We start from the raw sequence: 25,154 nt of genomic DNA, 5'->3' as shown, positions 1-25,154 counted from the left end.
CATATAGCGAATTTACTTCGCGCATAGAGCCCAGCTTAAACGTAAAAAGCGAAGTGTAAAACCTCACCTACAATAAACATCAAGCACGTAGGTGCGAATTCACTTCGCGCTTGAGTAATACTTAAGCTGTACCACCGACTGTTAACTGATCAATTTTAAGGCTTGGTTGGCCTACGCCTACCGGTACGCTTTGACCATCTTTACCACAAACACCAACACCTTTATCAAGCGCTAAGTCGTTACCAACCATAGATATTTGCTGCATTACTTCTGGGCCATTACCAATAAGCGTTGCGCCTTTAATTGGTTGGGTAATTTTACCATTTTCGATTAAATACGCTTCTGATGCGCTAAATACAAACTTACCTGAGGTTATATCAACTTGTCCGCCGCCAAAGTTAGGCGCGAATACCCCTTTTTTAACTGAGCTGATAATATCGGCTTGGCTGTGCTCACCACCTAACATGTAGGTGTTAGTCATGCGAGGCATTGGTAAATGCGCATAAGACTCACGACGTGCGTTACCAGTAGGATTTACACCCATTAAACGCGCGTTTAGCTTATCTTGCATATAGCCTTTTAAAATACCGTTTTCGATGAGTACGTTGTAAGCGGCTGGTGTGCCTTCATCATCCACATTAAGTGACCCACGGCGATCGGCCATGGTGCCATCATCAACAACAGTACACAGCTCAGATGCTACTTTTTGGCCCACTTTACCACTAAACGCAGACGCGCCTTTGCGGTTAAAGTCGCCTTCAAGTCCATGCCCTACTGCTTCGTGTAAAAGCACGCCAGGCCAACCATTACCAAGTACAACTTCCATCGTGCCTGCAGGTGCATCAATAGCTTCAAGATTTACTTTAGCTTGGCGTACAGCTTCTTCAGCAAATTCCATCCAACGTGGTTTACCATCAACAAGTTCTTTAAAGTAACCATAATCTAAACGTGCACCACCACCTGCGCCACCGCGTTCACGGCGACCATTTTTTTCAAGCAGCACTGAGCAGTTTAAACGAATAAGCGGGCGAATATCGGTGGCAAACGTACCGTCACTTGCTGCGATTAATACTTCTTCGTAAACCGCCGACATTGAACTAATTACTTGCTCTGCATCGGGTGCTAGTTCACGAATATAGTTTTCAAGTTCGCGTAATAAACTCACCTTGTCGGTATCGCTCATACTCGAAATTGGCTGATGCGGTGCAAACTGCTCTTTAGCTTTAACATCACTAAATACTTTAATCGCTCTATCTTCGCCAGCATCTGCGATGCTACGAGCCGCTGTAGCCGCTTTATTAAGTGCTTCAAGATTTATTGCATCAGAGTAAGAAAAACCTGTTTTTTCGCCGCTTACAGCACGTACACCAACTCCACGTTCAACGTTATAAGAGCCTTCTTTAACTAAGCCATCTTCAAGCACCCATGATTCGTGGTGGCTAGATTGAAAATATAAATCGGCGTAATCCACTTTATGCTGATGTATGTAAGCGAGCGTTTTTTCGAGCTCTTCTCTATTTAGCTGGCTGTCGTGTAGTAAATGCTGTTCAACCGAATTCATAATAAATGCTCTCTAAATCGTTGATGAGAATGCACGGGCATATCTCGTCTAATTTTTTGTAACTGGTCTAAATCTGCGTTGCAGCTTATAAAACCGGTGCCTGTTGGCAATTCACTCAGGATACTTCCCCAAGGTGAAATAATAATACTGTGGCCATATGTTTGTCGGCCATTTTCATGTGTACCGTACTGAGCTGCTGCAACTACATAACATTGTGTTTCTATTGCGCGAGCTGCTAATAATGGCTGCCAATGCGCTTGTCCTGTGACGACTGTAAATGCACTGGGTACTAAAATAATATCGGCGCCTTGGCGTACTAGTTCGTTGAATAAGCCACTAAAGCGCAGATCATAACATACTGTTAAGCCTATTTTACCAAAGGGAGAATCAACAACAACCACATCGCTACCTGCTTGGGTAAAATCTGACTCTCGATAGCTACCTGTTTGATCATCTACGTTTACATCAAATAAATGTATTTTGTTATACGTTGCAACCAGCTCGCCTTGATTATTATATAAGTGCGATGCTGCATAATATTTATGTTCGTTAAATGGCTCAGGCATTGTCCCTGCATTTAACCAAATATTATGGTGTTGGCACAATTCACTAAGTTGTAGTTTGTATCGCTCAACTTGCTTAGCAACACGTAACGTGTCGTTGCCGCTTTTACTAAACACTAAAAAAGCCTCAGGCAAACAAACAAGTAATGGCCTCGTTGTTGGGAGGGTTTTAAGTGCGCGCTTTAAGCTTGCTATGTTGTCATCAGGGTTTAGCCCTGAACACATTTGTAGGGCAACTATTGTGGGTGTGCTTATGCTTGCTGTTTTGTTCATTGCGTTACTGTTACTTGAGCATCTTTAAGTTTTAAATCGACTGATGCTTGTGGCTGATTTTGCGCAGCTTGAGGAAGCGTAACTTCACGACTTTTTCTGTCGAGTTCTTGAACAATAGGATCGTTCATTTTACCCGTTACTTTAAAGTTGATCTCTGAGATGACGCGCGCAGAATGAATAACTTTATCAATTGCTAAGGCAGCAAGCCCTGTTACTGGGTTTACCATCCATGCAACTATAACCGGAATACTCGAGGTTACCTGCGGCGCTACAGCAAGATCATAATCTATATCAAGCGTGTTTAAATTTGCATAACCTTTAATGGTTAAATCGGCGGGTACGCCGTCCATTTTGGTATCTTTAGTGTAAGCAATACCGTTTTCTAACTGCATAGTGCCTTGCATGCTGTTATAAAAAAAGCCCTTTGAAAATACATCTCTAAAATCAAGTTTCAGCTTGCGTACTAATGAATCAAGGCTCAGTAACGAAAATACGCGTGCCCCGCCATCGCTAACTTCAGTTAAGTGACCTTCTCCTAAATCCCAAGCTATCTCGCCACTTAAACTTTTCACATCAAAATCATAAGGTGCTGCTTGCCAAGTAAGATCATAATTTAGATCGGCTTTTGAATCTTTAATCGCGGAGGTTATATCAAACTCACCAAACAGTGCGCCTATGTCATCACTTTTAAGCTCGCCACTTAGCGTTGTTAATCCATTTTGCCACTGCCCTTTAGTGCGCAGTACATGATCGCCTTTATCGACTACAAGTTCTGATATTGATAAACGCTCTCCATCACCTAATAATGACGCACTCACTTTATCAAGTTGGTAGCGGTCAATTTTGCAATCACTACATTCAAACTCAATAGCAGGTATTTTAGTAAGCCAGCTCAAGTCTTTCTCAGGAAGTACATCTGTTATTTCAAGTGCTTGCTCATTGTGCGGTGCAAAATTAAGCCTTAAGTAATCGGCATTAATTCGTATGGGCTGGCTAGGCTGTGATGTAGGAATAAAAACCCCAGCTCTAAGTTCTTTAGCATTTAGCTTTAGGTATAAATCGTCTTTTGATGGTGCTAAACGCATTTCAAAATCATTAAAAATGATGTTACTCGCATCAAGTAAACCTATATTTGCGACCACCTCATTAAGCGGTGGCATAATCCCTTTTGATTCTTGATCTGGGTTTGCTTTACCCGCTTTAATTATTTGATCAATCAGATCAAACCAAGGCACTAATTCACTCTGTTCTAGATTTATATTTACGCTTAAATCTTTTTGGTTTAATCCTAAATCTTGTTTTCCGAGCACAAAATGGACATTGCTAAACTGTGATTTACCATTTTCTAAAATAGCATTAAAGTAAAACTGTTGATTAGCGTTTGCTGTAATGAGATTAGAAATGTCATCACCTTGTACTATTGCATCAAGCGCCCACACTTGTTCACTATTTTTATTATAAGGTGCAGGTAGATTACTTGTTAAACCAAGTAGTTCTGAGTTTACCTGTGCACGGTAATTAAAACCTTGTTCTTCAAAATTAAGTACTAAGCCAATATCAACATCACTTTGCCCGCTTAAATAATTTTTTAATATACCTTGTCCACTATCTATTAGTGTATCGGCGTCAATTTTGGCGTTTATATCTATGTTTGCTTGGTAATTTTTTGCATCACTTTTACTGCTGTAATTAATAGTTAGCGGCATGCCCAACCATTTCGCAGTCGCATTTTTAAGTGTGATATTGTCGTTTTTAAAATTAAGTTCGCCAGTTAAGTTTTTAAACTCAATACCTGGTGTTGCTATAAATACTGGCAAGTCATTTAAATTAACCTTGCCGCTAACACTGGCTCCACCTTTAAATTTTGAGCCTACTAAAAGCTCAATACTGGCATCGGCTTCGCCTTTGCCCTGCACAACTTTAAAAATTTCAGCAAGAGGTTTGGCAATAGGTGTCGCTGCAAAAAAATCATGTAACTTTTCCATTTGTGCTTTTTTATCAATTTGCACAATAAGTTCATCAGCATGCATTAAATCTGCAATGCTTACCTGTACACTATTACCAATATCTAAATTAACCAACTTACCTTGCTGGCTATATATGTCCATACGCTCATTATCAAAATGTAGCTGTACATCGGCATTGGTGACCAAAGGCCAATCAGGATCAAACTCATAGGTTGCGTTGTCTATTTTCGCTAATACACCAAACTGGCCACTACCATCGGTGAATGGAAAACCAGATAAAGGACCTGCAAATAAGACTTGTGCTTTAGATACTTCTCCGCCTTTAATTGCCCCATTTAAATAGCTAACGAGCTCAGGGCTCATTGCTTTTAATGGGAAGTAATGACCTGCAATTTTGGCATCTGGGGCGAAGGCTTCAGCGTAAAGATCTAATCGAGGATCATCTGTTAGACTAATTTGTAATTCTGCAGCAACAGTAACTTCATCATTATCAAACCATATATTGTCACTACTTATATGCCATCCATCATCTCGCTTAGCTAAATCTAGCTCTACATTTAGCTGATTATAATTTATGTCGTTACTAAAGCTTTCACCTGTAACTAATGTGCCATTTTCACCAAATAAATTTATTCGACCACTACTTTGATTAAGTAAACCATTTACTCTAAGTCCTTGTGCTGCAGGTACCGACCTTAATTCTTGCCAGCCAATATTGTCAGCCTCAAACCATAATTGCCATTGCTGTGCATTAGAGAAATTTAAATAAGCTTGATCTATTTGCCCACTAGGTTGGCGCTCTAAAAATGGTTCAAGTGCATTAAAATTACTTAGCCCTGCTAGGTTACTCAGTAATTCAAAATCAACTTGATGGAGCCACACTTCATTTTTTGGCCCTAGTTGAGCTTCAAACTCTAAACTTGGCCATGCTTTATCGTTACTATTAAATGTTAAACCTGTGCTTTTTAAGTGCCAGCTATTTTGATCTGGGTATAAGTGAAAGCCACCTTCACTCAAACTAACTTGTTGGCTTTGCTCTTCTCGCTGCCAACGCACAAAGCTTGGTAGCCACTGCATTTTTATATCGCTTACAAAACCTTTATCTAGTTTTAGCCACGCTTGTAAATTAATATCGCTATGCAGTTGTTGCTTTTGCGTATTTATATATTGCGCTAACCAGTTAGATACATCGACTTTGTTAGCCTGCACATAAATGTCGCCCGCAACTTGCTCTAGGGTATCGCCAGTAAGTGCTATGCGCGCATCAAAATCACCGACCGAAATACCCGGCAATGCTAAGCTCCCACTACCAAGATGCTGCTCATCTTCATTTTGCCAAACAATATTTTTGAGGAGTAACTTACGCTCTTTACCGTCTTCTAGAACAAAGTTAATACTGGAATTTTCTATTGCAAAATGACCCGTTTTACCCAAAAACAGTTCTTCAATTAGCTCTTTTTGCTCAAAAGAGACTTCGTCGTTGTCACCGGTTTTAAATAAGTTGGTAATATTTACACTGGTATGAAAACCATTAATAACAAAATAATTAGATCTAAGTTGCAGCGCTTTTAAGCTTTCCCATAAGTTTAGCTCTAAGCTGGTTTTAGCAATGGTGAGTGATATTGGTGCAGTTTCGTTATCTTTAAACGATAAATTCTCTAATACTAATGCAGGACCACTGCCCTGCCAACTTGCTGATATTTCACCTATAGATAAGCTTATTTCAAACTTTTCGTGTAAATAGCTTTCTATATTCCCTTTGTATTCGTTTGCATACGGGAGGGTATATTTTAAAATTGAAACAATAACGGCCAGTAATACCAAAATTATGGCGCAAGTCTGCCATAACTTTCTAAAACAAAAAAAACAGACCGCTTTTGCTTTCATTACATCATTACCACATCAAACTGTTCTTGGCTGTATAAGCTCTCTGTTTGAATATTGACTTGCTTACCAATAAATAGTTCAAGCTCGGCAAGGTTATGGTACTCATCGTTTAGTAAGGCTTCGCTCACAGCAGGCGCTGCGTACACCATAAACTTATCGGCAGCGTATGCTCGGTTAACACGCACTATTTCACGTAGTATTTCGTAGCAAACCGTTTCAACTGTTTTTTGTGAACCACGACCAGAACACGCAGGACATACATCACATAAAATATGCTCTAAGCTTTCGCGTGTACGTTTACGCGTCATTTCAACAAGCCCAAGTGCTGAAAGCCCATTGATATTTGTTTTAGTGCGATCTTTTGCAAGTGCTGATTCAAGTGAATGTAATACTCGGCGCTTATGATCCTCACTTACCATATCGATAAAGTCGATAATGATAATACCGCCTAAATTACGCAGCCTAAGCTGGCGAGCAATTGCAGAGGTTGCTTCTACGTTGGTATTAAAAATTGTTTCTTCTAAATTACGATGTCCCACAAATGCACCAGTATTAACATCAACAGTCGTCATTGCTTCTGTTTGGTCAATAATTATATAACCACCAGATTTTAGTGTGACTTTACGATGTAGTGCTTTTTGAATTTCGTTTTCAACGTCAAACAAATCAAATATAGGTCGCTCACCTGGATAGTATTCGAGTACTTGAGACAGTTGTGGAACAAATTCTTCAGTAAATAACTTTAGCTCTTCATGAGTAAGTTTAGAGTCAACGCGAATGCGTTCCATATCTTCGCCTACATAGTCACGTAGGGTTCTAAAGGCAAGCGTTAAATCTTCGTGAAGGATGCTGGCCTTACTGGTTTTTTTGCGACGAGCTGTAATTTTTTCCCACAGTTTTCTTAAAAAACCGGCATCGTGTCGTAATTCTGCTTCGCTAGCGCCTTCGGCTGCTGTACGTACAATAAAGCTGCCATTTTCATCGCCATATTCTGCGACTATTTTTTTAAGGCGTGAGCGCTCTTCTTCAGTTTCAATACGCTGACTAACCCCTACATGGGTCGCATCTGGCATAAACACTAAATAGCGAGAAGGAATAGTTATATCAGTGGTGAGTCTTGCACCTTTAGTGCCTAGCGGATCTTTTACCACTTGCACCATAATGTATTGGCCTTGACGAACTAACTCTCTAATATCTTGTACTTTTTTTATTGGTACGTCGTCTACGCCTTCAACAATAGAGGCACTATTTACAATATCGGATGCATGCAAAAATGCCGCTTTTTCAAGGCCGATATCAACAAAAGCAGCCTGCATACCCGGAAGTACACGGCTTATTTTTCCTAGGTAAATATTGCCTACAATACCTAGATTACCAATTCGCTCTAGCTGTATTTCTTGCAGTACACCGTTTTCTATTAGGGCAACACGGCTTTCGCTCGGTGTGACATTGATCAGTAATTCTGTACTCATGTTACCTTCTTAAGAATGTTTTTAATAATTGTTCGGTTTCATATAAAGGTAAGCCTACAACAGAAAAATAGCTACCCGCAATGTGAGTTACAAAGCGACCACCTAAACCTTGGATACCGTAGCCACCGGCTTTATCTTGTGGCTCATTAGAATCCCAGTAGGTATTTATTTCTTCATCAGTTAAAGTTTTAAAGGTGACATCTGTGCTTACAACACAGCTAAGCACATCATTTTGCGTCGCAAATGCTACTGCGGTAAGTACTTGATGTGTGTTACCTGATAAACGTTTTAATGTGTGTATAAAATCGTTTTTATCACGAGGTTTACCCAGTGATTCATTATCGATAACAACCACGGTATCACTACCAAGTACAGGGCGATCAGTATATCCAAGCTCTACACCGCTTTGGGCTTTCAAGCGAGCTAAACGCTCAACAAGTGCTCTAGGTTGCTCGTTTGGAAGTGGGCTTTCATCTGCATCAACACTAAATTGTGTAAATTCGACACCTAATTGGCTTAATAACTCTTTACGACGGGGAGAGGCTGATGCCAAATATACTGCGGTAGTCATTACCTGATCCTAAAATGTCTGCGATATTTACGAAGTAGTAAAAACACCCAAAACCAACTAACCATTCCGGTTGCTACTGGCCATAAATACTGTGGATTAAAGTAAACCCCTAACAAAAAGTGATTTAGCCAAAACTGCATTAAATGATACAGCGTTAAAAACAAACCAATTAATAAGCTTTGTTGCCAAAGCGAAAAGTTACGAATTTTTTGAAAGTTGCTCGCGGTTACAAATATACATATTGAAAATGTAAGCGAGTTCACACCTAGCGGTGAGCCAGATGCTAAATCTATTAATAAACCAACAACCCAAGCAGTACCAATATTTAAACGATGCGGTACTGCCAACGACCAATACATAAGTACAAGTAAAACCCAGTCAGGTCTAAATGGTTCAAACGAAAAAGGGAGCGGCATTAATGCCATTATTAACGCAAAAAAGATGCTTAGCGCAATTAACAATGAATAACGGTTAATCATCGCTGATTTGCTCCTGTTGATTACGCCATAAAATAACCAGCAAACGAATCCGATCTAATTGCGCAATAGGTTCTGCAAAAACTTGTGCAAACGGGCGGCCTTCATCACGATTTATTTCGGTTACTACAGCCACCGGGTATCCCTCTGGGAATGTGCCACCTAATCCTGATGTAACAAGTACATCGCCAATTCGCACATCTAAGCTGTGCGGAACGTGAGAGAGCTTAACGACGTTAATTTTACCTATGCCCTCAACAACCGTTCGTACATCGTTACGCAGTATACGCACAGGTGTGGCATGCGTAGTGTCGGTCATGAGTAATACGCGTGACGTAGTTGACCCTACTTTAGTTAATTGCCCTACTACACCCATCTCATCAATTACGGCTTGGCTTTCACTAAGTCCATCGGTGGTACCACGATTTATAACAACTTGATGGCTATACGGATTTGAATGCACAGAAAGTACTTGAGCAATAATTTTACGATTTGATTGTTTTGCAGATGAGCCTAATAAGGCGCGTAGTTTTTGATTTTCTCTGGCTAGAAATTGATACTGCTGAAGTTGCTCGCTTTGTAGCATTTGCTTTTTTTTCAGCGCTTCGTTTTCAGTAAGAAGTTGCTCTCGCGTATGCAGGCTTTTAGCACTTAAGCTAAATAATTCGTAGGGTAAATTAGCAACATAAATTAGTGGGCTAACTAAGGTATTGAGGCTGGTACGAACAACGGTACCACCTTGCGTATATCTGTCTCCAACAATGAGTGCGATACTCAAAAGCACTGCGACAAAAAGTCGCAGTTGCAAAGAGACTGTGCGTCCAAACATTAATTTCATTAGTCGTAACTAAAAACGTCACCACCATGAACATCGATCATTTCAAGTGCTTTACCACCACCACGTGCAACACATGTAAGTGGATCATCAGCAACAACAACCGGAATACCCGTTTCTTCCATTAATAAACGGTCTAAATCTTTTAACAATGCGCCACCGCCAGTAAGTACCATACCGTGCGCAGAAATATCTGATGCCAGCTCTGGTGGTGATTGCTCAAGCGCAACCATTACTGCACTCACAATACCCATTAATGGCTCTTGTAGAGCTTCTAGGATTTCGTGTGAGTTAAGTGTGAATGAACGCGGAACACCTTCAGCAAGGTTACGACCGCGCACTTCAATTTCGATTGGCTCATCAGTTTTAAACGCAGAACCAATTTGATGCTTAATATTTTCAGCTGTCGCTTCACCAATTAAGCTACCAAAGTTACGGCGTACATAATTAATGATAGCTTCGTCAAACTTATCACCACCAATACGAACAGATGATGAGTAAACAACGCCGTTAAGTGAAATAATAGCAACTTCAGTTGTACCACCACCAATATCAACAACCATAGAACCGGTTGCTTCTGATACTGGTAAGCCTGCGCCAATAGCTGCTGCCATTGGTTCTTCAATTAAGTAAACTTCACGAGCACCTGCACCCATTGCAGATTCACGTATTGCACGTTTTTCTACTTGAGTAGCACCACACGGTACACAAATTAGTACACGCGGACTTGGACGCATAAAGTTATTGTTATGCACTTGTTTAATGAAGTGTTGTAACATTTTTTCTGTTACAAAAAAGTCAGCAATAACACCGTCTTTCATTGGACGAATCGCTTTTATATTACCCGGTGTACGACCTAACATAAGCTTTGCTTCTGTACCTACAGATGCAACACTTTTAGGTCCACCAGCACGCTCTTGGCGGATAGCAACAACAGAAGGTTCATTTAATACAATGCCTTCGTCTTTTACATAAATTAGGGTATTGGCTGTACCCAAGTCGATCGATAGATCGTTAGAAAAAATACCACGGAGTTTTTTAAACATGAGGCTGGATGACCTTTGAAATACGTTCTTATATTAGCTGCCTCACTTTAACATGCTCAACTATATGAGCAATATAAAGCGCAGCGCCTTTGTGAATTTGTGAAAAAAGGAAGCAAAGCTTCCTTAATTGAGTTTTATCGTTCGCGAACTAAGCGAAAACCAATGTAGTTAGATCTAAAATCAGGCGCTAAAATTAAACGCGTAGATGCACGAGCAAGGCTTGGTGCAAAGTTCCACGCTCCGCCTCTTACTGCTACATCAGACTCACCTGATTCTTTATCGGTCCATTCCCATACATTGCCTACGGTATCGTATAATCCAAATGCATTTGGAGAAAAAGAACCTACTGGTGATGCACGTCTGTTTGACCATTCACTACCACACCAACCACAGTTAGCTAGGTTTTTACCAATTTCGTTACCCCAAGGGTATTCTGTTTCAGTTCCTGCGCGTGCTGCGTATTCCCACTCAACTTCGTTAGGTAAACGAAATTGCTGTCCTGTTTGACCAGATAACCACTCAGCGTAAGCTTTTGCATCGTTATAAGTTAAACATACAGCAGGAAAGTCACTGCCTTGCTCAAAACCAGGATTACGCCAATTTAAATTTGCTTCCCATACTGGTTCGCCATTTAAATAATACGCACACCCTTTATTTTTTTCCGCTTGAGTTTTATAACCTGTATTTGCTACAAACTTTTCGTAGGCCCCCACGGTTACTTCTTTACTTTGCATAGCGAAAGAATTTGCTATTACTTTTTCAATTACTGGACGTTCATTAGCTAAACCATTGCCGTTAATATCGCCCATTTTAAATTTGCCTGCAGGAATAACGACAACTGGCGTTTCAACGTTTGCATTTAATACATTAACGTTTTCACTAACCTGGCGTGTTGTTACTTCTGGTTGCTCTCGAGTATAGGTCGGTGCAGCAATCGACTTAGGCTTTTTTACTAAATTTGCATTAATTGTTTGCGCTTTATTCAAATCAACACGTGCTTGATAAGGTTTATAACCAAGTTTACGTATTTCAATGTTATGAATGCCCGGCGGTAAACGTGTAATCAAGCGTGTTGAGCCAAAGCTTACACCATCGATAAACACTTCATCGTCGTATACGTTTGATCGTAATGTTAGCTCTACCGATTGATCCTTCTTCTTATTAAGGATAGAAGGGTAATCTTTTTTCACCAATGCAGGTTTAACTGAATAATCACGTACTGGCTGCTCATTTAAACGAGAAACCGACACTGTGTTGCTATTATCCGCGCTATTACTGAATGTTAACTGACTATCAGTAAATGTATTGTTATACGCTGGTTGATAAGCAGCCGTAAGTGGCGTGCCGTACTCAGAACAATAGCGGTTATCTATGCTTAATAAGCTACATAAACGGCTGCTATTAACTTCACCGCGCATAGTTACGCTTAAGTTAACGTTGTAATTACCTTGGCCGCTAAATGCACTGTTAACTACATGGCTACTTAATATTTGTACTTGAGCGCCCGCCAAATTACGTTTTGGCTCAACAATGCGCTCTTCTGTTAGATTTGCAAAAATTTGATCAACAAAGCGTTTAGTTGCTTTTTGTAGACCCATTTGCTGACCGCGTTGCTCACATGCTGCTAGCGTTTCTGTTCGCTTACAGTTAATAGTGTGGTTAACCTCAAGCGTACCTTCACGTGTAAACTCGTTACGTAAACGCTCTACGCGGGCTGTAGTTAACTGCTCTTTTAAACTTTCTAATGTATTTAAAAGCGTATGCTTAGCAACACGAATTTGTTCTATATCTTTACGGTGGGATGCAATTGCCGCCAACTGCATAGAAATGTCATCTTTATTTTGCTTATGATCAATCACCGCTTTTTGATAGCGTGATTGAGCCGCACTAATATTAATAGTGGGATCGTCAATTAAACGACGGTACATTTCGTTCATCGCATCGAGCGCTTGGTTTTTTTCTTTATCTAGCTCTGTAGAACGAGAACGAAGTAGCTCTAATTGATTTTGTAACTGACTTTCTTCTTTAAGATGTTTTTCAAGTATTCTTGTCGAGTTATCGTATTCTGTCTGTTTAACACTAATCTCTGAGTCAATTCCAGTCACTGTAGCTGTGTCTTGTGCAAATGCACTACTAGCTAACAAACTAGCTGAAATTAACAGAGATAAAGGAGTAATTCGCATATATTCCAGTCCCAAAAAGCGGCAATTATTTGGTCGTTATTATTTTTTATAATTAAAGCCTTATGCTATGTACTTGCAGCACAAAACACAAGCTTTGTTCAATTATTATATTAGTTTACAACTATTCGCGTGTTTCACGCCAGTAAATAACCCGATCATTTCCTCTAAAGCGTCCAAATTGTAAAATAGTACGAGGATCAAGCTGTGTTCCATCGCCCTGCCAATCCCACTTTAACCAATCATAAGTATTATATTCTAAGGTAAATTCACCCAAACCATTTGGCTGTGCATAAATACCGTTATCTGCCGGATACACTCCCGCTTCTAGCTGGCCAGATACACCAGTCCCATATTTATAGGTTAATTGTGGGCTGCTAGGTGATATTTGAGTGATTTGGGTATGATCAAATACACTACAATTATCTTCAGTGTTATTTACAAATCCACTGCCGTTGTAATACTGAGCCTGCATAGGAATAAGTAAAGGGTCGAGATCGGAGCCTGCGTTATTGCCAAGGACTAAACGTCCAAACCTAAACTCTATCGGTAATGCATTTAGTCGTACGCTATTACAACCACCCGAGCATGCTGTTTGTGTATTAGGTTTATCATTTGCATCAATGAGTGTTGCTCCTTCTATGTTAGAAAGCGTTGCCATTAAGCTCACCATAGCGAACGGTCCGTCTGCTTGCCCTACACCTAATCTTTTAAGTGTCGTGTTGAGTTGGCTCATTTGCCATTGACCATCGCTTGTATCTCCCCAGTTGTTATTTCCTAGGTTTACTAAGCGGCTAGTAAAATTAGTTGCAGGTACATAGTTACCTACTTCATTATTTTCGGCATTAACGTCTACACTTGATTTATCAAAGCCCGCTTTATAATTAGCCATTAGCTCACCATTTTGATTTTGTGCTTGTACTGTAAAGCCAAGTTCAAAAGGTTGATCAAGGTAAGTTAAATTACTGCCGTATTGCGTGCATTGCGCGGCAGCTTGAACCCCCACTACCTGAAACTGCGAAGGTGCAAAACGACCAACGTTATATAGCTCACCTTTTACATCTCCCGCACCAAAATAATCGGCATCTTGAAGGCCTGCTGTTAAATCAATGATGCCAACTTGGTCGTAATTATATTGCGATATAGATTCGCTTAAATCACCGGTATCACTAAAAGGGGATCCGTTAATTGCCTCAAGCGTACCTTGCACACCAGGTGTAGGTGCTTTAAGCGCTGGCTCTACAAGCGGTTGCTCTGTAATAAAATGCTTAGCTATGTTGTTATTTGTAATATTGCTGTAGTTGTCTGGGAAACCATCGTTGTTAGTGTCTTGCCCTGTTTGCCACTGCACCGCATTCATTTTTAAATCGAATGCTTCGCCCGTTAATCTAAATAAGCTCCCATTGGCATCTGCTGCATAACCATCACTTGCTACCTCCATGGCTAATCCAAATGGTTTTACGACATATTCATTTGAACTACCCGTTAAATTTACTGATAAATTAGTTAGTGGGTCTAAAATTAAATTGGTATTTACATTTAAACTCAACTTTCCTGCATCGGGGTAATTTATAACAATCGGGGCTTTAGACTCACTATCAAAGTTAAGTATGAATGATTTAGAGGCTTGCTCTACCGCAAAGGTATTATTGTTATTACTAAGTGAAACCGTATCGGAGCAACTTGCACCAGTACTGCATGTATACGATAAATCTAAGCTTACATCGCCACCAGCGGGAAATGCAGCTTCGCATACACCCGTAGTGGTATTTGTTTTTACCGCTTGAATAGATAGCGCTTTTGCATTAAATCCAGTATTTGAAGGCTTTGCTGATAACTGAGTAGGAATTGTAGTATTTCCATCTGTATCATTATTAAAAATAAATCCAGCATCAGAAAACGTAACTTTACAGCCACTCAAACCAACATTATTACCACCGATATAACAACGAAGAGGTGCAGAAGGATCAGCAGTGTTATATCCAAATGTAACACTGCCTGTGGTGCGTTTAGCAAATTCGACAACCGCTGATCCTGTAAAATTAATATTCTCCCCCGTAACCCAACTTTGCTGACCACTATTATCTGGAGAAAGGTTTAAACTAGACGGCTCAGCAAATAATAAGTCGCAGGCATCATTAGCGCAGGCTGTTAGTGTCATTTCTTTAGCTTCACACGTTAGACCTTTGTTATCGCTTATTGTTAAACGATAATGATCCAGTGTTTCTGGTGTATAAATACCACAAAAACCAGGGATACTTTCGGGTACTGGTAGAGCGTCAAACGTTGAGCTCCCTTCGGTAATAATTTGAGTAGCCGATGTAATTGATCCCTGATACGTTACATTTTGAGCGATTCTTACCTCACCAGTTGCAACAATATAGCCCGCAATATTTGCATCGGCTGCAATAGCAACCGCACCATCGACATAAATAGCCAAGTACGCGCCAGTTTCTACTACTATATTTGTTTTACCTATATTCAAAAATGAAGTTGATAGAAGTGAGGTTGTGTCTTTTAAAAAAATACGTGTAGGCGCTGTTACTCTGTACTCTGTTTCCAGCATACTTAACTGCAACTCATCGTAATAATAGTCGCCAGCTAAAGAAGTAGGTACGGGCCCTGTTGAGCTACCATCATTTGTAACCGTTGGCACCTGCGCCGCTTGATTCGGTTCTAAAGAGTTATAACCACCAGCAACACACGCCTGACCATTACACAAAGGAGGGCTCGTCAGCGCTGTAGAAATTAAACTTGTGGTGGTGACAAACTGCGCATTACCATCGGTTATTTCTACTCCCTGCACCAGCTGCACTTCACCATTGTTATAAGTAGAAATAGCGCCCGGGAATAACGTATCACAATCTAAAATATCACCATTAAATACAAAGGTACTAGTCATGGCGAGTATTGATGCTTCCTCGTTTACGTGACGGCGCTCGTTATCGCCATCACGATCTTCGTCAACTACAAGTCCTAACCTGTCAGTTCGCAGGTTACAGCTGCGTAGCCACCCGCCATCATCTTCTTGGCGTGAGTTTTTACTTGCAACCACCAAAGGGGCCACACTAAAATTATTAGTAAAACTAAAGTAATTACAGCCATCGCTCCAGCCGTCAATTTCAAAGCCTGTGAAAAAAGTTTCCCACGATACCTCAACGCCATTATCGTCAGAAAATGTGCGGTTACTTCCTGGCTCTACGGCCATATAAGCAACAGTTTCGGTTTTTATAAGCCCAAGTGCTGTTTCAGATGCTTCTAAAGCAATATTAACGCCGCTGGCAGATAGAGAATTACTTTCTACTGCAACTGTTAAAAACGGAATTAATGCCTCAGAAGGTGGATTGCTGTCTATGCTATTGAGTGTTTGTAACGAATGGAAAAAGTTTGGCCTTTGAGTAAACGGTTCAGCAAATGTTAAAGACTTATAGCCTTTAGGTGTCAGTGGAGCAAAGCCAGACTTAGAGCCATACTGTAATTCGAGCAATAGATCAGTATTACTTACTTCCATAATTGTGCCGTCTGGAAATTGATGCACACCATACTCAACAGCTAAATAGTGCGCCCCCATACTAATATGTCCACCATCCTCTCCTGAAGGTTCAAGCGGTAAGGCCTCAAAGCTAGTTGTGGTTATATTACGTATTCTTATTATTGCAGGGTTTCCGCCTTGGTTTGTTGAGAGCATAAAAACAGCAGGAGGCGTTATATATTGCTGTTGAAAATTAACTTTTGTCCAAACAGGCGATGTATATGTATCTTGCAGTTCTATGTAACGCCCTTCGATTTTTGGAGGCACTGCATTTGCGTAATTACAAAGTAACACGCAGCTAAAAAATATAGTGACCAATACATTTTTCATCATGGTAAGGTTTTAGCCTCCACACTGAGCGTTCTTTGTGTTTGCCAATAATCTTTTCTGCAGCTACTCCCTGCAGGGCAATCAATTGCGGCGCACGTTGCACTGCTTTGTAAGTAATATATATTCACAAGCCCGTTTGTTGTACTGCTATCTGGTAGGTCTATATATTCATTGCAACTTACCACTACTTTACAGTTAGCTAAATATGCAGTTTGGAAGGTTAAATCAGTAGTAACTGATGTACAGCTTTTAACTGAGCTACTTATTGGAAATAGTTGTGTTAAGCCACTTTCTAATCCACTTTGCGCCGCCATAAAAGCGCGAGCCCCATAATACTCAATGGTATTTTGTTGAGATGCACCAGAAAGCACTTTAACTAATGCTAATCCTAGTGCTAATAAAGCAACAATAATTACCAAAGAAACAATTATTAAGTTCCCTTTTTGCTTGCTGGGTAAGGCTTTTCCGTGAGGATTTTTTTTAAGGTACATTAGGAATATGTACCTCATGGTTAAAGTTCATTACTTCAGTATCGTTAAATTGCATTTGCGCATTCACATTAAGCACAGCGTTTCTTTGTAGGGAGAGCGCATCAAGAGTAAAAAATAAATCGCTCGCTAAATTATTGGCAATGTAAATACCTAATAAATCACGTTTAACACCACTGCTTATTTGTAAGCTCACGGCATCTAATTGATTAACAGTAAAACCGTAATTGGTATATCTATATAAATACTGCCCTTCAACGCAAAAACTTACAGGTTGAGAGAGTAAATAAAGGCGTTTACTCGGCGACTCTTGGGCAAATGCTTTACTAAATTGCCACTCATCAATTTCGCTCGCTGAACTATTAAATGCTGATACTTGCAAGCGCTTATTATTGTTTTCATCGTATATATCAGCACTGCTTAATGGGTAAATAGTTGCCCAATCTCCAGCTTGCGGCTGCGTTAAGTTATTAAGTTCAAAATCAACAGCGCTAACATTAAAAGGCGCTACGGTAGGTAGGTAATTTGTATAGTGAGTGGCCGATAAAAACGGCGTAAATTCTAAACACTGCTGAGCACTACAGGCCCCGCTAGTATTATTATCGCAAGAAAGCCTTAATGAATTTGGCGTAGCGTGGCGAAGCTCTTTACTAAGTCGCGTTATTAAAAAGCGGGCCTGAGCTACTGCTTCTTGGCGCTCAACCCCTTGTGAGTAAATACTGACCCCAGCACCAATAAATGAAAATGCACTTACGGCTAAAATACCAATAATAACCATGACAAGTAATAGTTCTATAAGGGTAAATGCATTTTGGTATTTAGCTCTTTGCATTAGTAATTCCCTTTATATGCACTAAATCCGTAAACTTCGCCTAAGGGTGATGTTACTTCAATAGTAATACGCTTAAAGGTTGTGCCATCGTTGATGGTCAATTCGTTAAAGTCGCTATCGTACTCAACAGTAACAACTAAGTTAAAGTCACTGTATTGGCTTAACACCTCACCTAAGCTATTTGTAATAGGTTGGTTAGAAAGTGCAATGTAGTCATCTACATCGTTATAACTGGTTCGGGTTTCTAGGCCAGCCCCTAAGTTATCGACGCCTAAATCACCCTCTGCGGTACAAGGCTCTGCACCTAAGGTTGTTTCGCCGCAACGTCTAAAAGGTGCGCTTCTATCGCTGTGCTCATCAAACGATTTACTTTGAATTTCGTTCATTAATGATTGACCAAATTCAGAGGCTCTTAAAGCAATAATTGGCTCTGCACTTTTTTTGGCTTGTGGGGCAATGAGCGCGGTAATAATGCTTAATGCAATAGCAAACATCACTATGCCAATAATAAGCTCAATTAAAGTAAAACCTTTTACTTTAAGGGCACGCATAGATAAGCCCTTCACCACTTATGCATACGCCAGCTAATCCAACATCTATTCGACACTGCGAAGTACAGGTTTGATTTGATTTACCTAAAGGATCAAAACTAATTTGGGTAAATATATTCGCGTTACTATCTAAAGCGCTAAATGTTATATCACTTCTTTGCGTGTTTATTTGTACCACTAAATGATCGGTGTTGTTTGCATCGGCTCCACCGGTACATGTATCAGGTGTGGGGGGAGCAATAAGTGTGGAGGTTATATAAAGAGTATGGCAACTTGTTGTCGCTGTATTTTGCATTGCACGTAACTGCACTGTTCTAAGTGCATTTAAAGTACGGTCTCGATACGAATAGGCGTCTTCTGTTGAGCTGCCCAGAAATTTGGGAACTGCCGTTACCGACAGTATTCCCAATATCACTAGAGTAATAATTAACTCAATGAGTGTGAAGCCACGCAATCGTCGTTTACTACTGCTTATCATTTATGTAGTTAACATCCTTCGATTTCAAGTGTAATTACTGGAGGAGTTACAACTACAGGGCCTGTAGTGGCAGTAGCCTCTTTATAATCAATACGGCAATCATCTGTTTTTACATAACTGTTAGGATAAATAATTAAAGTACCATCTGCTGCTGAATCATCTAAATTAAAATCAGCAGAATCATCCGTTGCAAAGCTAACATCTAAAAATGCCTCAAAGGCAGCTTGTGTAGCTGCTGGGTAACCATAAACTGTATCAACTGCATCACCTGTATCTACTGTAACTTCTGCCGTTGCCTTTTTGTGATCACTAGCAATAATAGATTTGCCATTCACAATATTCATACCGCTGCGAATAGAGCCTTGTAAGCCTTCAAGTGTTGAAGCATTTGCATCACCTTGCAAGTTTAAAAAACGAGGTGCGGCGGTAACTGCTAAAATGCCTAAAATAACAATTACGATGATCAATTCAACAAGTGTAAAGCCTGCTTGTTTATTCATTGGTAAACTTTTTAACGATTGCGTTTTCATAAGTAAGCCTCTTTTTAATTACTTAATTTTTAAATATTTTTACTTTGCCTGTTTTAGCAAAGTATGAAAAACCTGTTAAACCTGATATTTCACCCGTATTGGTAGGTATACTTTTAATATCAATGGTATGAGTTAAATAATAGACGCATTGCGTACTTTCTGCATTGTACCTAACTAAAAAACTTACACTTTTTATTATCGATATTTCACTACTTGAGGTACTACTTGGTGCATCTTGTAAAATTACATTTAATACTTGGCGGCATTTATGAGCATTTATAGACTCTGCGCGAGTATCTTTTTTTTCTGTTCCATCACCCGTTGGTGTACCTAGCGATCCATCAACAGCAACTATCACTCCTCCATAATTAACGAATGTTATATGTGACTTACTATTTGGTCTCCCTTCTAACTCCCATTGACCTCTAACCATGCCAACAGCCGATGAAAAACTACCCGCAATAGCATCTACGCTTGCATTATGCGCTTGATTTTTAATACCTATATATTGAGGTATAGCAAAACTCAAAATTACTGCCAGTAAAATAACAACAATAACTAACTCAAATAATGAGAAACCTTTTGAGTAAGCTATGGTTGTGTTCACCTTAATTCCCTTTAATTGCCGACATCATGTTCCACATCGGCATAAAAATACCCAATGCTAAAATCAGCACCATAATGGCAACAAACACAGTTAAAATAGGTTCTATTTTGGCGGTTAAACTACGTAGGTCGTAATCAACTTCACGCTCATAATAATCAGCTGCTTCTTGAAGTAACTCATCAACCCGACCTGTTTCTTCACCTACGGCGACCATCTGTAATACAAGCTGAGAAAACAGCTCAGAACTTTTTGAGGCTCTAAGTAAGCTATCGCCTTTTTCTATATCTTGGCGCATAGTAATAATCGCTTTTTCCATATAGCTATTATCTACGGCATGCGCTGTTAGCGATAACCCCGTGGTCATAGGTACGCCAGAGCGCAATACCATAGCTAGACTTTGGCTGTAGCGCGCAAGCAATGTGCGTTTTAAAATATCGCCAATAAATGGAATTTTTAATTTATATTGATCCCACTTGAAGCGCCCGGCATCTGTATTTAAATAACGCTTCCACGCAAATACCGCTCCAATACCCATTACCAACAATAACCACCAGTAATTAACAAAAAAGCTGCTAGTACCAATTAATATTTGAGTCATTAACGGCAATTCGGCATCGAATTTGGCAAACATGCTCGCAAAGGTAGGAATTACAAAAATATTTAAAATAACCATAGCTGCTACAAGAGCCAAAATAACAAAAGTAGGGTAGCGCATAGCTGCTTTTATTCGTTTGCGGGTTTCCTGTTCTTTTTCAAAGTAAATAGCGAGTTGATAAAATGCATCTTCTAATCGGCCAGAACCTTCACCAACCATTACCATTGACACGGTTAGGCGGCTAAACACCTCGTTATGAATTGCCATTGCACTGGATAAGTCGCGGCCTTGCTCAAGTTGCCTGGTAACTTCCATCAATACATTTTTAAATTCTTTATTTTGTGTTGTATCTGCCAATCCAATCATTGCTCGTATAATTGGAATACCCGCTTTTAGTAGCGAATACATTTGTCTAGAAAACATAATCATGTCGTCTAGCGTTATTTTTTCGACAAATAAATTATCAAAAATTTTAATATTATTTTTTGTTTCAACTACAGAAATTGATATTGGTATAAATTGACGCTTCATTAAACTATCAGCTACGCCAGCTTGGTTACTCGCTTCTAATTGGCCTTTTACCAAAACACCTTTGCTGTCTTTCGCTTTATAGCTATATAGTTGCATCAATATCCCCTACTATTTCTGGGATATATTCAGCCACTTTAAATACTTCATCTAAAGAGGTAATACCTTTCTTAGCGTAATTTAATGCCATAGCCGAGAGTGGTGAAAAGTTAGCACTATTTTTAGCAGCCTTTGCAAAGCCTTGTGTATCGTTAGCGCGCAATGCATCCATCATTGCATCATCCATTTCGAGCAACTCAAAAATACCTACACGTCCTTTATAACCAGTGTGATTACATGCTGTGCAACCTTGCCCTTTAGAAAATTGAGCATCTGTAATCTCTTCGCCTAAATATTTTAACCAACTTATTTCTTGGCGATCTGGCAAGTACGGTACTCTACAGTCATTACATACTCGCCTTACTAATCGCTGAGCAATAATCGCTCGCAGTGAACTTGCCACTAAGTAAGCTGGTGCACCCATGTCGATTAAGCGCATAGCGCTGGTAATTGCATCATTGGTATGTAACGTTGATAGTACTAGGTGGCCTGTTAAAGCGGCCCTTAATCCAATATCTACGGTTTCTTGGTCACGCATTTCGCCAACCATTATGATGTCAGGATCTTGCCTTAGAGCGGTCCGTAAAATACTGGCAAAACTTAGCCCTATTTTATTATTTATTTGTACCTGGTTAATACGGCCAATACGATACTCAACGGGATCCTCTACTGTAATAATTTTACTTTCTTGTTGGTTTAACTCACTTAATGCACCATAAAGTGTGGTAGTTTTACCCGAGCCTGTTGGCCCAGTAACTAAAACCATGCCATGTGGACGTTTTATAATGCTGCGCACACGTTTTAATATGTGTGCCGGCATGCCTGTTTCATCTAACGATAATAATCCTGCAGATTGATCAAGCAAACGCATTACAACTGATTCACCATGCTGAACCGGCATGGTAGATAGGCGCACATCAATACTATGGCTGCGCACTTTTATATTAAACCGGCCATCTTGAGGGAGGCGTTTTTCAGATATATCTAATCCCGACATAAGCTTTAAACGTAGCACTAGTGCCGATGCTATTTTTACTTGGTTAAGAGTGTGCTCTTGTAATATGCCATCTACACGTTGACGAATGCGAAGCAAACCTTCATCTGGCTCAATGTGAATATCAGATGCGCGAACTTGCACAGCGTCCTCAAATATTGATTGCAGTAACTTTACAACGGTTGCATCAGATGTCTCATCACCTAAAGAGTTTAAATCAAACTCTTCTACGTCTTGATATTCTTCATGGAGTTGTGCTGCAAAGTTGGTAATTTCATCTGTACGACGATATACGTTGTCAAATGCAGCCATGATTTGGCTTTCTTGTACAACAGCTAAATCTATTCGTTTAGGAGCAAGCATAGTCGCAAGTTGATCAAGGCCCCTTAAATCAGCAGGATCGCTCATCCCAACCAAAACAGAGTCACCATTATCTTCGATTACTAGTGCTCTGTAACGACGCGCATATACCTCAGATAAAAGCTTAGATACATCGTGTGATATTTTTCGCTGTGATATATCTAAAAAAGGTACCTGTAATTGCTGCGCTAAAAAGCGTAATAATTGTGGCTCACTAATAAACTCAAGTGTAATAAGTGTCGAACCTAATTTACGGCCCGTTGCAGCTTGAACATTTAATGCTTCACTTAGTTGCGCTTCGGTGATCATGTGTTCGTGAACAAGTAAATCGCCTAAGCGCATTTTTAAACTAGGTCTCATACGACCTCCTTTAGTGCAACTAAACGCTGTAATGCATGCTGGGTCATAGCGGTATTTAACCCACCTAAATCTAGAGCTACTTTATAAAGCTGTTTAGCATCGAGGTACTCTCCCAGTGCATCTTTTGAGGTTGCAAGTGCAAGCCACCACTTGGCTTGGCTAGGCTGGAGCTGTGTAAGATGTTTAAAGCTTTCAAGTGCTTTATGGTGCTTACTCGCACTTTGCGCAGCAGTACCTTGCAGCACCCAAAAATCAAGATTCGCCTGGGATTCAAATTCATCACTTAAAAGTAGTAATACCCCTTCATACTGTTGTTGCATAATGAGTATTTTGCTTAGCATTACACGCCATTCAAGTACGTCAGGGTTTTGGCGAATACCCGCTTGCAAAACCTGTTGCGCAGAATTTATATCTTGCTGTTTAAAGTAAGTTGCAGCCAGTAAGTTTCGGGCCTCAACATGTAAAGGCGATTGCGCTAAAATAATGTTTAAATCACTAATTGCTTCGTTGTATAAGCCAAACTGTATTGCCTGTTTAGCTGCTGCTAATTGCTCGACTAATAAAGCCTGTGGTGACTTAGTTTCTGCTGCACTTTTGATCATAGTATTTTGTGGCTTAGTTTTAGTCATTGAAGTAGTTTTTGGCTTGCTGACAATAACTTTGCTAGCCACTAACATATTATCTTTAGCTAGTGCAGGGCTTTGTTTAACCTCGGCAATTACAATTGGCTCAGCCGTTGGTTGAGAAACCAGTAATGCTGCTTCACTCAATTCAGATTCAGCTAAATCATTCACTTCTGGTTTTATTTGCTCAACTTGCACAGCCTTCTTCACAACTTCTTGCTCAACTAAAGGCTCTACAGTGCTTTTTTCATCTTGAGAATCAGATAAATTAGAGCTTAAAACCGCGACCATTTTTTGAGGTGGTAACACAGACTTAGGTTGAGTTTCTTTTTTGTCGGCGGTCGGTAAATACAGGTATGCTAAAAAAATGACACTTAGCATAATAAGTAAAATTACGGCTTTAAATACAATGTTTTTTACATCATATATTGGCTTTACGCTTATACCTTCTTGAATATTCACTTGTTTAGCTTCACGTTGCTCAATATTTTTTAGCATATTATTTATAATGCTCATAACCACTGCCTCCATACCCATATGGCAGCAATAGCTAAAACACTAAACATTAACGCGCTGTAGCTCCAATATTGACCGGTTCGATATTTTGCGCAGTCTTCGGTATCTTTTATGGCAAGCTGAATATGGCGATTTGTTATTGTATTTAACCCTTCACCGTAAGCTTGTAATAGTGCTTTGTGGCATAAAATATTAACTAACCGAGGAATTCCACGGCTTGCTCTGGCAATCTTAAGCCCCATACTATTATTAAATAAAGGAGGCCTATTAAATCCTGCAACTTGTAAGCGATGATTAATATAATAAACAACCTCAGCGCCAGTCATCGCCCTTAATTTATACGAAAAACTGATACGTTGGCGTAACTGCCTTACTTTATTGTTTGCCAGTTTTTCATCAAGTTCAGGTTGCCCAAATAACACTACTTGAATCAATTTTTCGCTTTCTGTTTCTAAGTTTGTAAATAGTCTCAGCGCCTCTAGAGTCTCCCAACTCAAGCATTGCGCCTCATCTATCAAAAGCACTACGCGTTCATTATCTTCTTGTAAGTCGAGTAAGTGATGATTTATAAGCTGTCCTAGTGCTTGTTGGTCCAACGCCTTATCTACGTCCATACCCAGTTCAATTGCAATCGCCCATCTAAGCTCTTCAGGACTTAAATAAGAGTTAGGTAAATAAGCCACAATGTAATCTGGCTCAAGTTGGTTTAATAGCTTTCTACAAAGCAACGTTTTACCTGTCCCAACTTCACCGGTGACTTTAATAAACCCTTCACCCATCTCAATGGCTGTTGTTAGCACTTGCATCGCTTCGTGGTGCGGTTCAAGTGCACAAAAAAATTGTGTGTTAGGGGTTAGCGTGAAAGGCATTTCACTTAAATTAAAAAAGCTTAAATACATA

General features: G+C 39.9%; 20 protein-coding genes. All 20 read right to left on the bottom strand.

Going from position 1 to position 25,154, the window contains the following annotated elements:
• Positions 1-121: 121 nt before the first annotated feature.
• Positions 122-1,561, bottom strand: a complete 1,440-nt coding sequence (tldD, locus tag I6E82_RS00590; RefSeq protein ID WP_024589854.1) for a metalloprotease TldD — start codon at positions 1,559-1,561, stop codon at positions 122-124.
• Positions 1,558-2,397: a carbon-nitrogen hydrolase family protein gene (locus tag I6E82_RS00585; RefSeq protein ID WP_197116352.1), complete on the bottom strand. Its 840-nt coding sequence runs from the start codon at positions 2,395-2,397 to the stop codon at positions 1,558-1,560. Before I6E82_RS00585 ends, tldD begins: the two co-directional genes overlap by 4 nt.
• The gene (locus I6E82_RS00580) at positions 2,394-6,251 is read right to left on the bottom strand and encodes a YhdP family protein (protein ID WP_197116350.1); all 3,858 of its coding nucleotides are present in this window, start codon (positions 6,249-6,251) and stop codon (positions 2,394-2,396) included. The genes I6E82_RS00585 and I6E82_RS00580 overlap by 4 nt, the downstream gene beginning before the upstream one ends.
• Positions 6,251-7,723 (bottom strand): ribonuclease G, encoded by a 1,473-nt coding sequence (rng, locus tag I6E82_RS00575; protein ID WP_007586345.1) that lies wholly within the window; start codon positions 7,721-7,723, stop codon positions 6,251-6,253. The genes I6E82_RS00580 and rng overlap by 1 nt, the downstream gene beginning before the upstream one ends.
• 1 nt (position 7,724) lies before the next feature.
• Positions 7,725-8,294, bottom strand: coding sequence for a Maf family protein (locus I6E82_RS00570; protein WP_007586343.1), 570 nt, complete (start codon positions 8,292-8,294; stop codon positions 7,725-7,727).
• Positions 8,294-8,773 (bottom strand): rod shape-determining protein MreD, encoded by a 480-nt coding sequence (gene mreD / locus I6E82_RS00565; protein WP_007586341.1) that lies wholly within the window; start codon positions 8,771-8,773, stop codon positions 8,294-8,296. Before mreD ends, I6E82_RS00570 begins: the two co-directional genes overlap by 1 nt.
• Entirely contained in the window at positions 8,766-9,608 is an 843-nt protein-coding gene (gene mreC / locus I6E82_RS00560; protein ID WP_193371825.1) for a rod shape-determining protein MreC, read from the bottom strand. Before mreC ends, mreD begins: the two co-directional genes overlap by 8 nt.
• Entirely contained in the window at positions 9,608-10,651 is a 1,044-nt protein-coding gene (locus tag I6E82_RS00555; protein ID WP_007586338.1) for a rod shape-determining protein, read from the bottom strand. The genes mreC and I6E82_RS00555 overlap by 1 nt, the downstream gene beginning before the upstream one ends.
• Before the next feature lie 134 nt (positions 10,652-10,785).
• A complete protein-coding gene (locus tag I6E82_RS00550) occupies positions 10,786-12,834 on the bottom strand; it encodes an SUMF1/EgtB/PvdO family nonheme iron enzyme (RefSeq protein ID WP_165735290.1) in 2,049 nt (682 codons plus the stop codon).
• A 121-nt stretch (positions 12,835-12,955) separates the two neighbouring features.
• Complete coding sequence (locus I6E82_RS00545; RefSeq protein ID WP_197116348.1) at positions 12,956-16,696, bottom strand: H-type lectin domain-containing protein; 3,741 nt, start codon at positions 16,694-16,696, stop codon at positions 12,956-12,958.
• A complete protein-coding gene (locus I6E82_RS00540) occupies positions 16,693-17,184 on the bottom strand; it encodes an agglutinin biogenesis protein MshP (protein WP_197116346.1) in 492 nt (163 codons plus the stop codon). The genes I6E82_RS00545 and I6E82_RS00540 overlap by 4 nt, the downstream gene beginning before the upstream one ends.
• Complete coding sequence (locus tag I6E82_RS00535) at positions 17,174-18,013, bottom strand: PulJ/GspJ family protein (protein ID WP_197116344.1); 840 nt, start codon at positions 18,011-18,013, stop codon at positions 17,174-17,176. Before I6E82_RS00535 ends, I6E82_RS00540 begins: the two co-directional genes overlap by 11 nt.
• The gene (locus I6E82_RS00530) at positions 18,013-18,564 is read right to left on the bottom strand and encodes a type II secretion system protein (RefSeq protein WP_197116343.1); all 552 of its coding nucleotides are present in this window, start codon (positions 18,562-18,564) and stop codon (positions 18,013-18,015) included. The genes I6E82_RS00535 and I6E82_RS00530 overlap by 1 nt, the downstream gene beginning before the upstream one ends.
• Positions 18,551-19,042, bottom strand: coding sequence for a type II secretion system protein (locus I6E82_RS00525; protein WP_197116341.1), 492 nt, complete (start codon positions 19,040-19,042; stop codon positions 18,551-18,553). The genes I6E82_RS00530 and I6E82_RS00525 overlap by 14 nt, the downstream gene beginning before the upstream one ends.
• 8 nt (positions 19,043-19,050) lie before the next feature.
• Positions 19,051-19,572: a prepilin-type N-terminal cleavage/methylation domain-containing protein gene (locus tag I6E82_RS00520; RefSeq protein WP_197116339.1), complete on the bottom strand. Its 522-nt coding sequence runs from the start codon at positions 19,570-19,572 to the stop codon at positions 19,051-19,053.
• 22 nt (positions 19,573-19,594) lie between these two features.
• Complete coding sequence (locus tag I6E82_RS00515; RefSeq protein ID WP_197111972.1) at positions 19,595-20,179, bottom strand: pilus assembly FimT family protein; 585 nt, start codon at positions 20,177-20,179, stop codon at positions 19,595-19,597.
• A gap of 1 nt (position 20,180) precedes the next feature.
• Positions 20,181-21,401: a type II secretion system F family protein gene (locus I6E82_RS00510; RefSeq protein ID WP_197116337.1), complete on the bottom strand. Its 1,221-nt coding sequence runs from the start codon at positions 21,399-21,401 to the stop codon at positions 20,181-20,183.
• A complete protein-coding gene (locus tag I6E82_RS00505; RefSeq protein ID WP_024594461.1) occupies positions 21,388-23,115 on the bottom strand; it encodes a GspE/PulE family protein in 1,728 nt (575 codons plus the stop codon). Before I6E82_RS00505 ends, I6E82_RS00510 begins: the two co-directional genes overlap by 14 nt.
• Complete coding sequence (locus tag I6E82_RS00500; RefSeq protein ID WP_197116335.1) at positions 23,112-24,254, bottom strand: tetratricopeptide repeat protein; 1,143 nt, start codon at positions 24,252-24,254, stop codon at positions 23,112-23,114. The genes I6E82_RS00505 and I6E82_RS00500 overlap by 4 nt, the downstream gene beginning before the upstream one ends.
• Complete coding sequence (locus I6E82_RS00495; RefSeq protein WP_007586321.1) at positions 24,251-25,153, bottom strand: ExeA family protein; 903 nt, start codon at positions 25,151-25,153, stop codon at positions 24,251-24,253. The genes I6E82_RS00500 and I6E82_RS00495 overlap by 4 nt, the downstream gene beginning before the upstream one ends.
• Between the last annotated feature and the right edge of the window lies 1 nt (position 25,154).

This window comes from Pseudoalteromonas sp. NZS11 (assembly GCF_015864765.1).
In the GTDB taxonomy this organism is placed as follows: domain Bacteria; phylum Pseudomonadota; class Gammaproteobacteria; order Enterobacterales; family Alteromonadaceae; genus Pseudoalteromonas; species Pseudoalteromonas arctica.
This window is presented reverse-complemented; position numbering and strand designations above follow the sequence as displayed.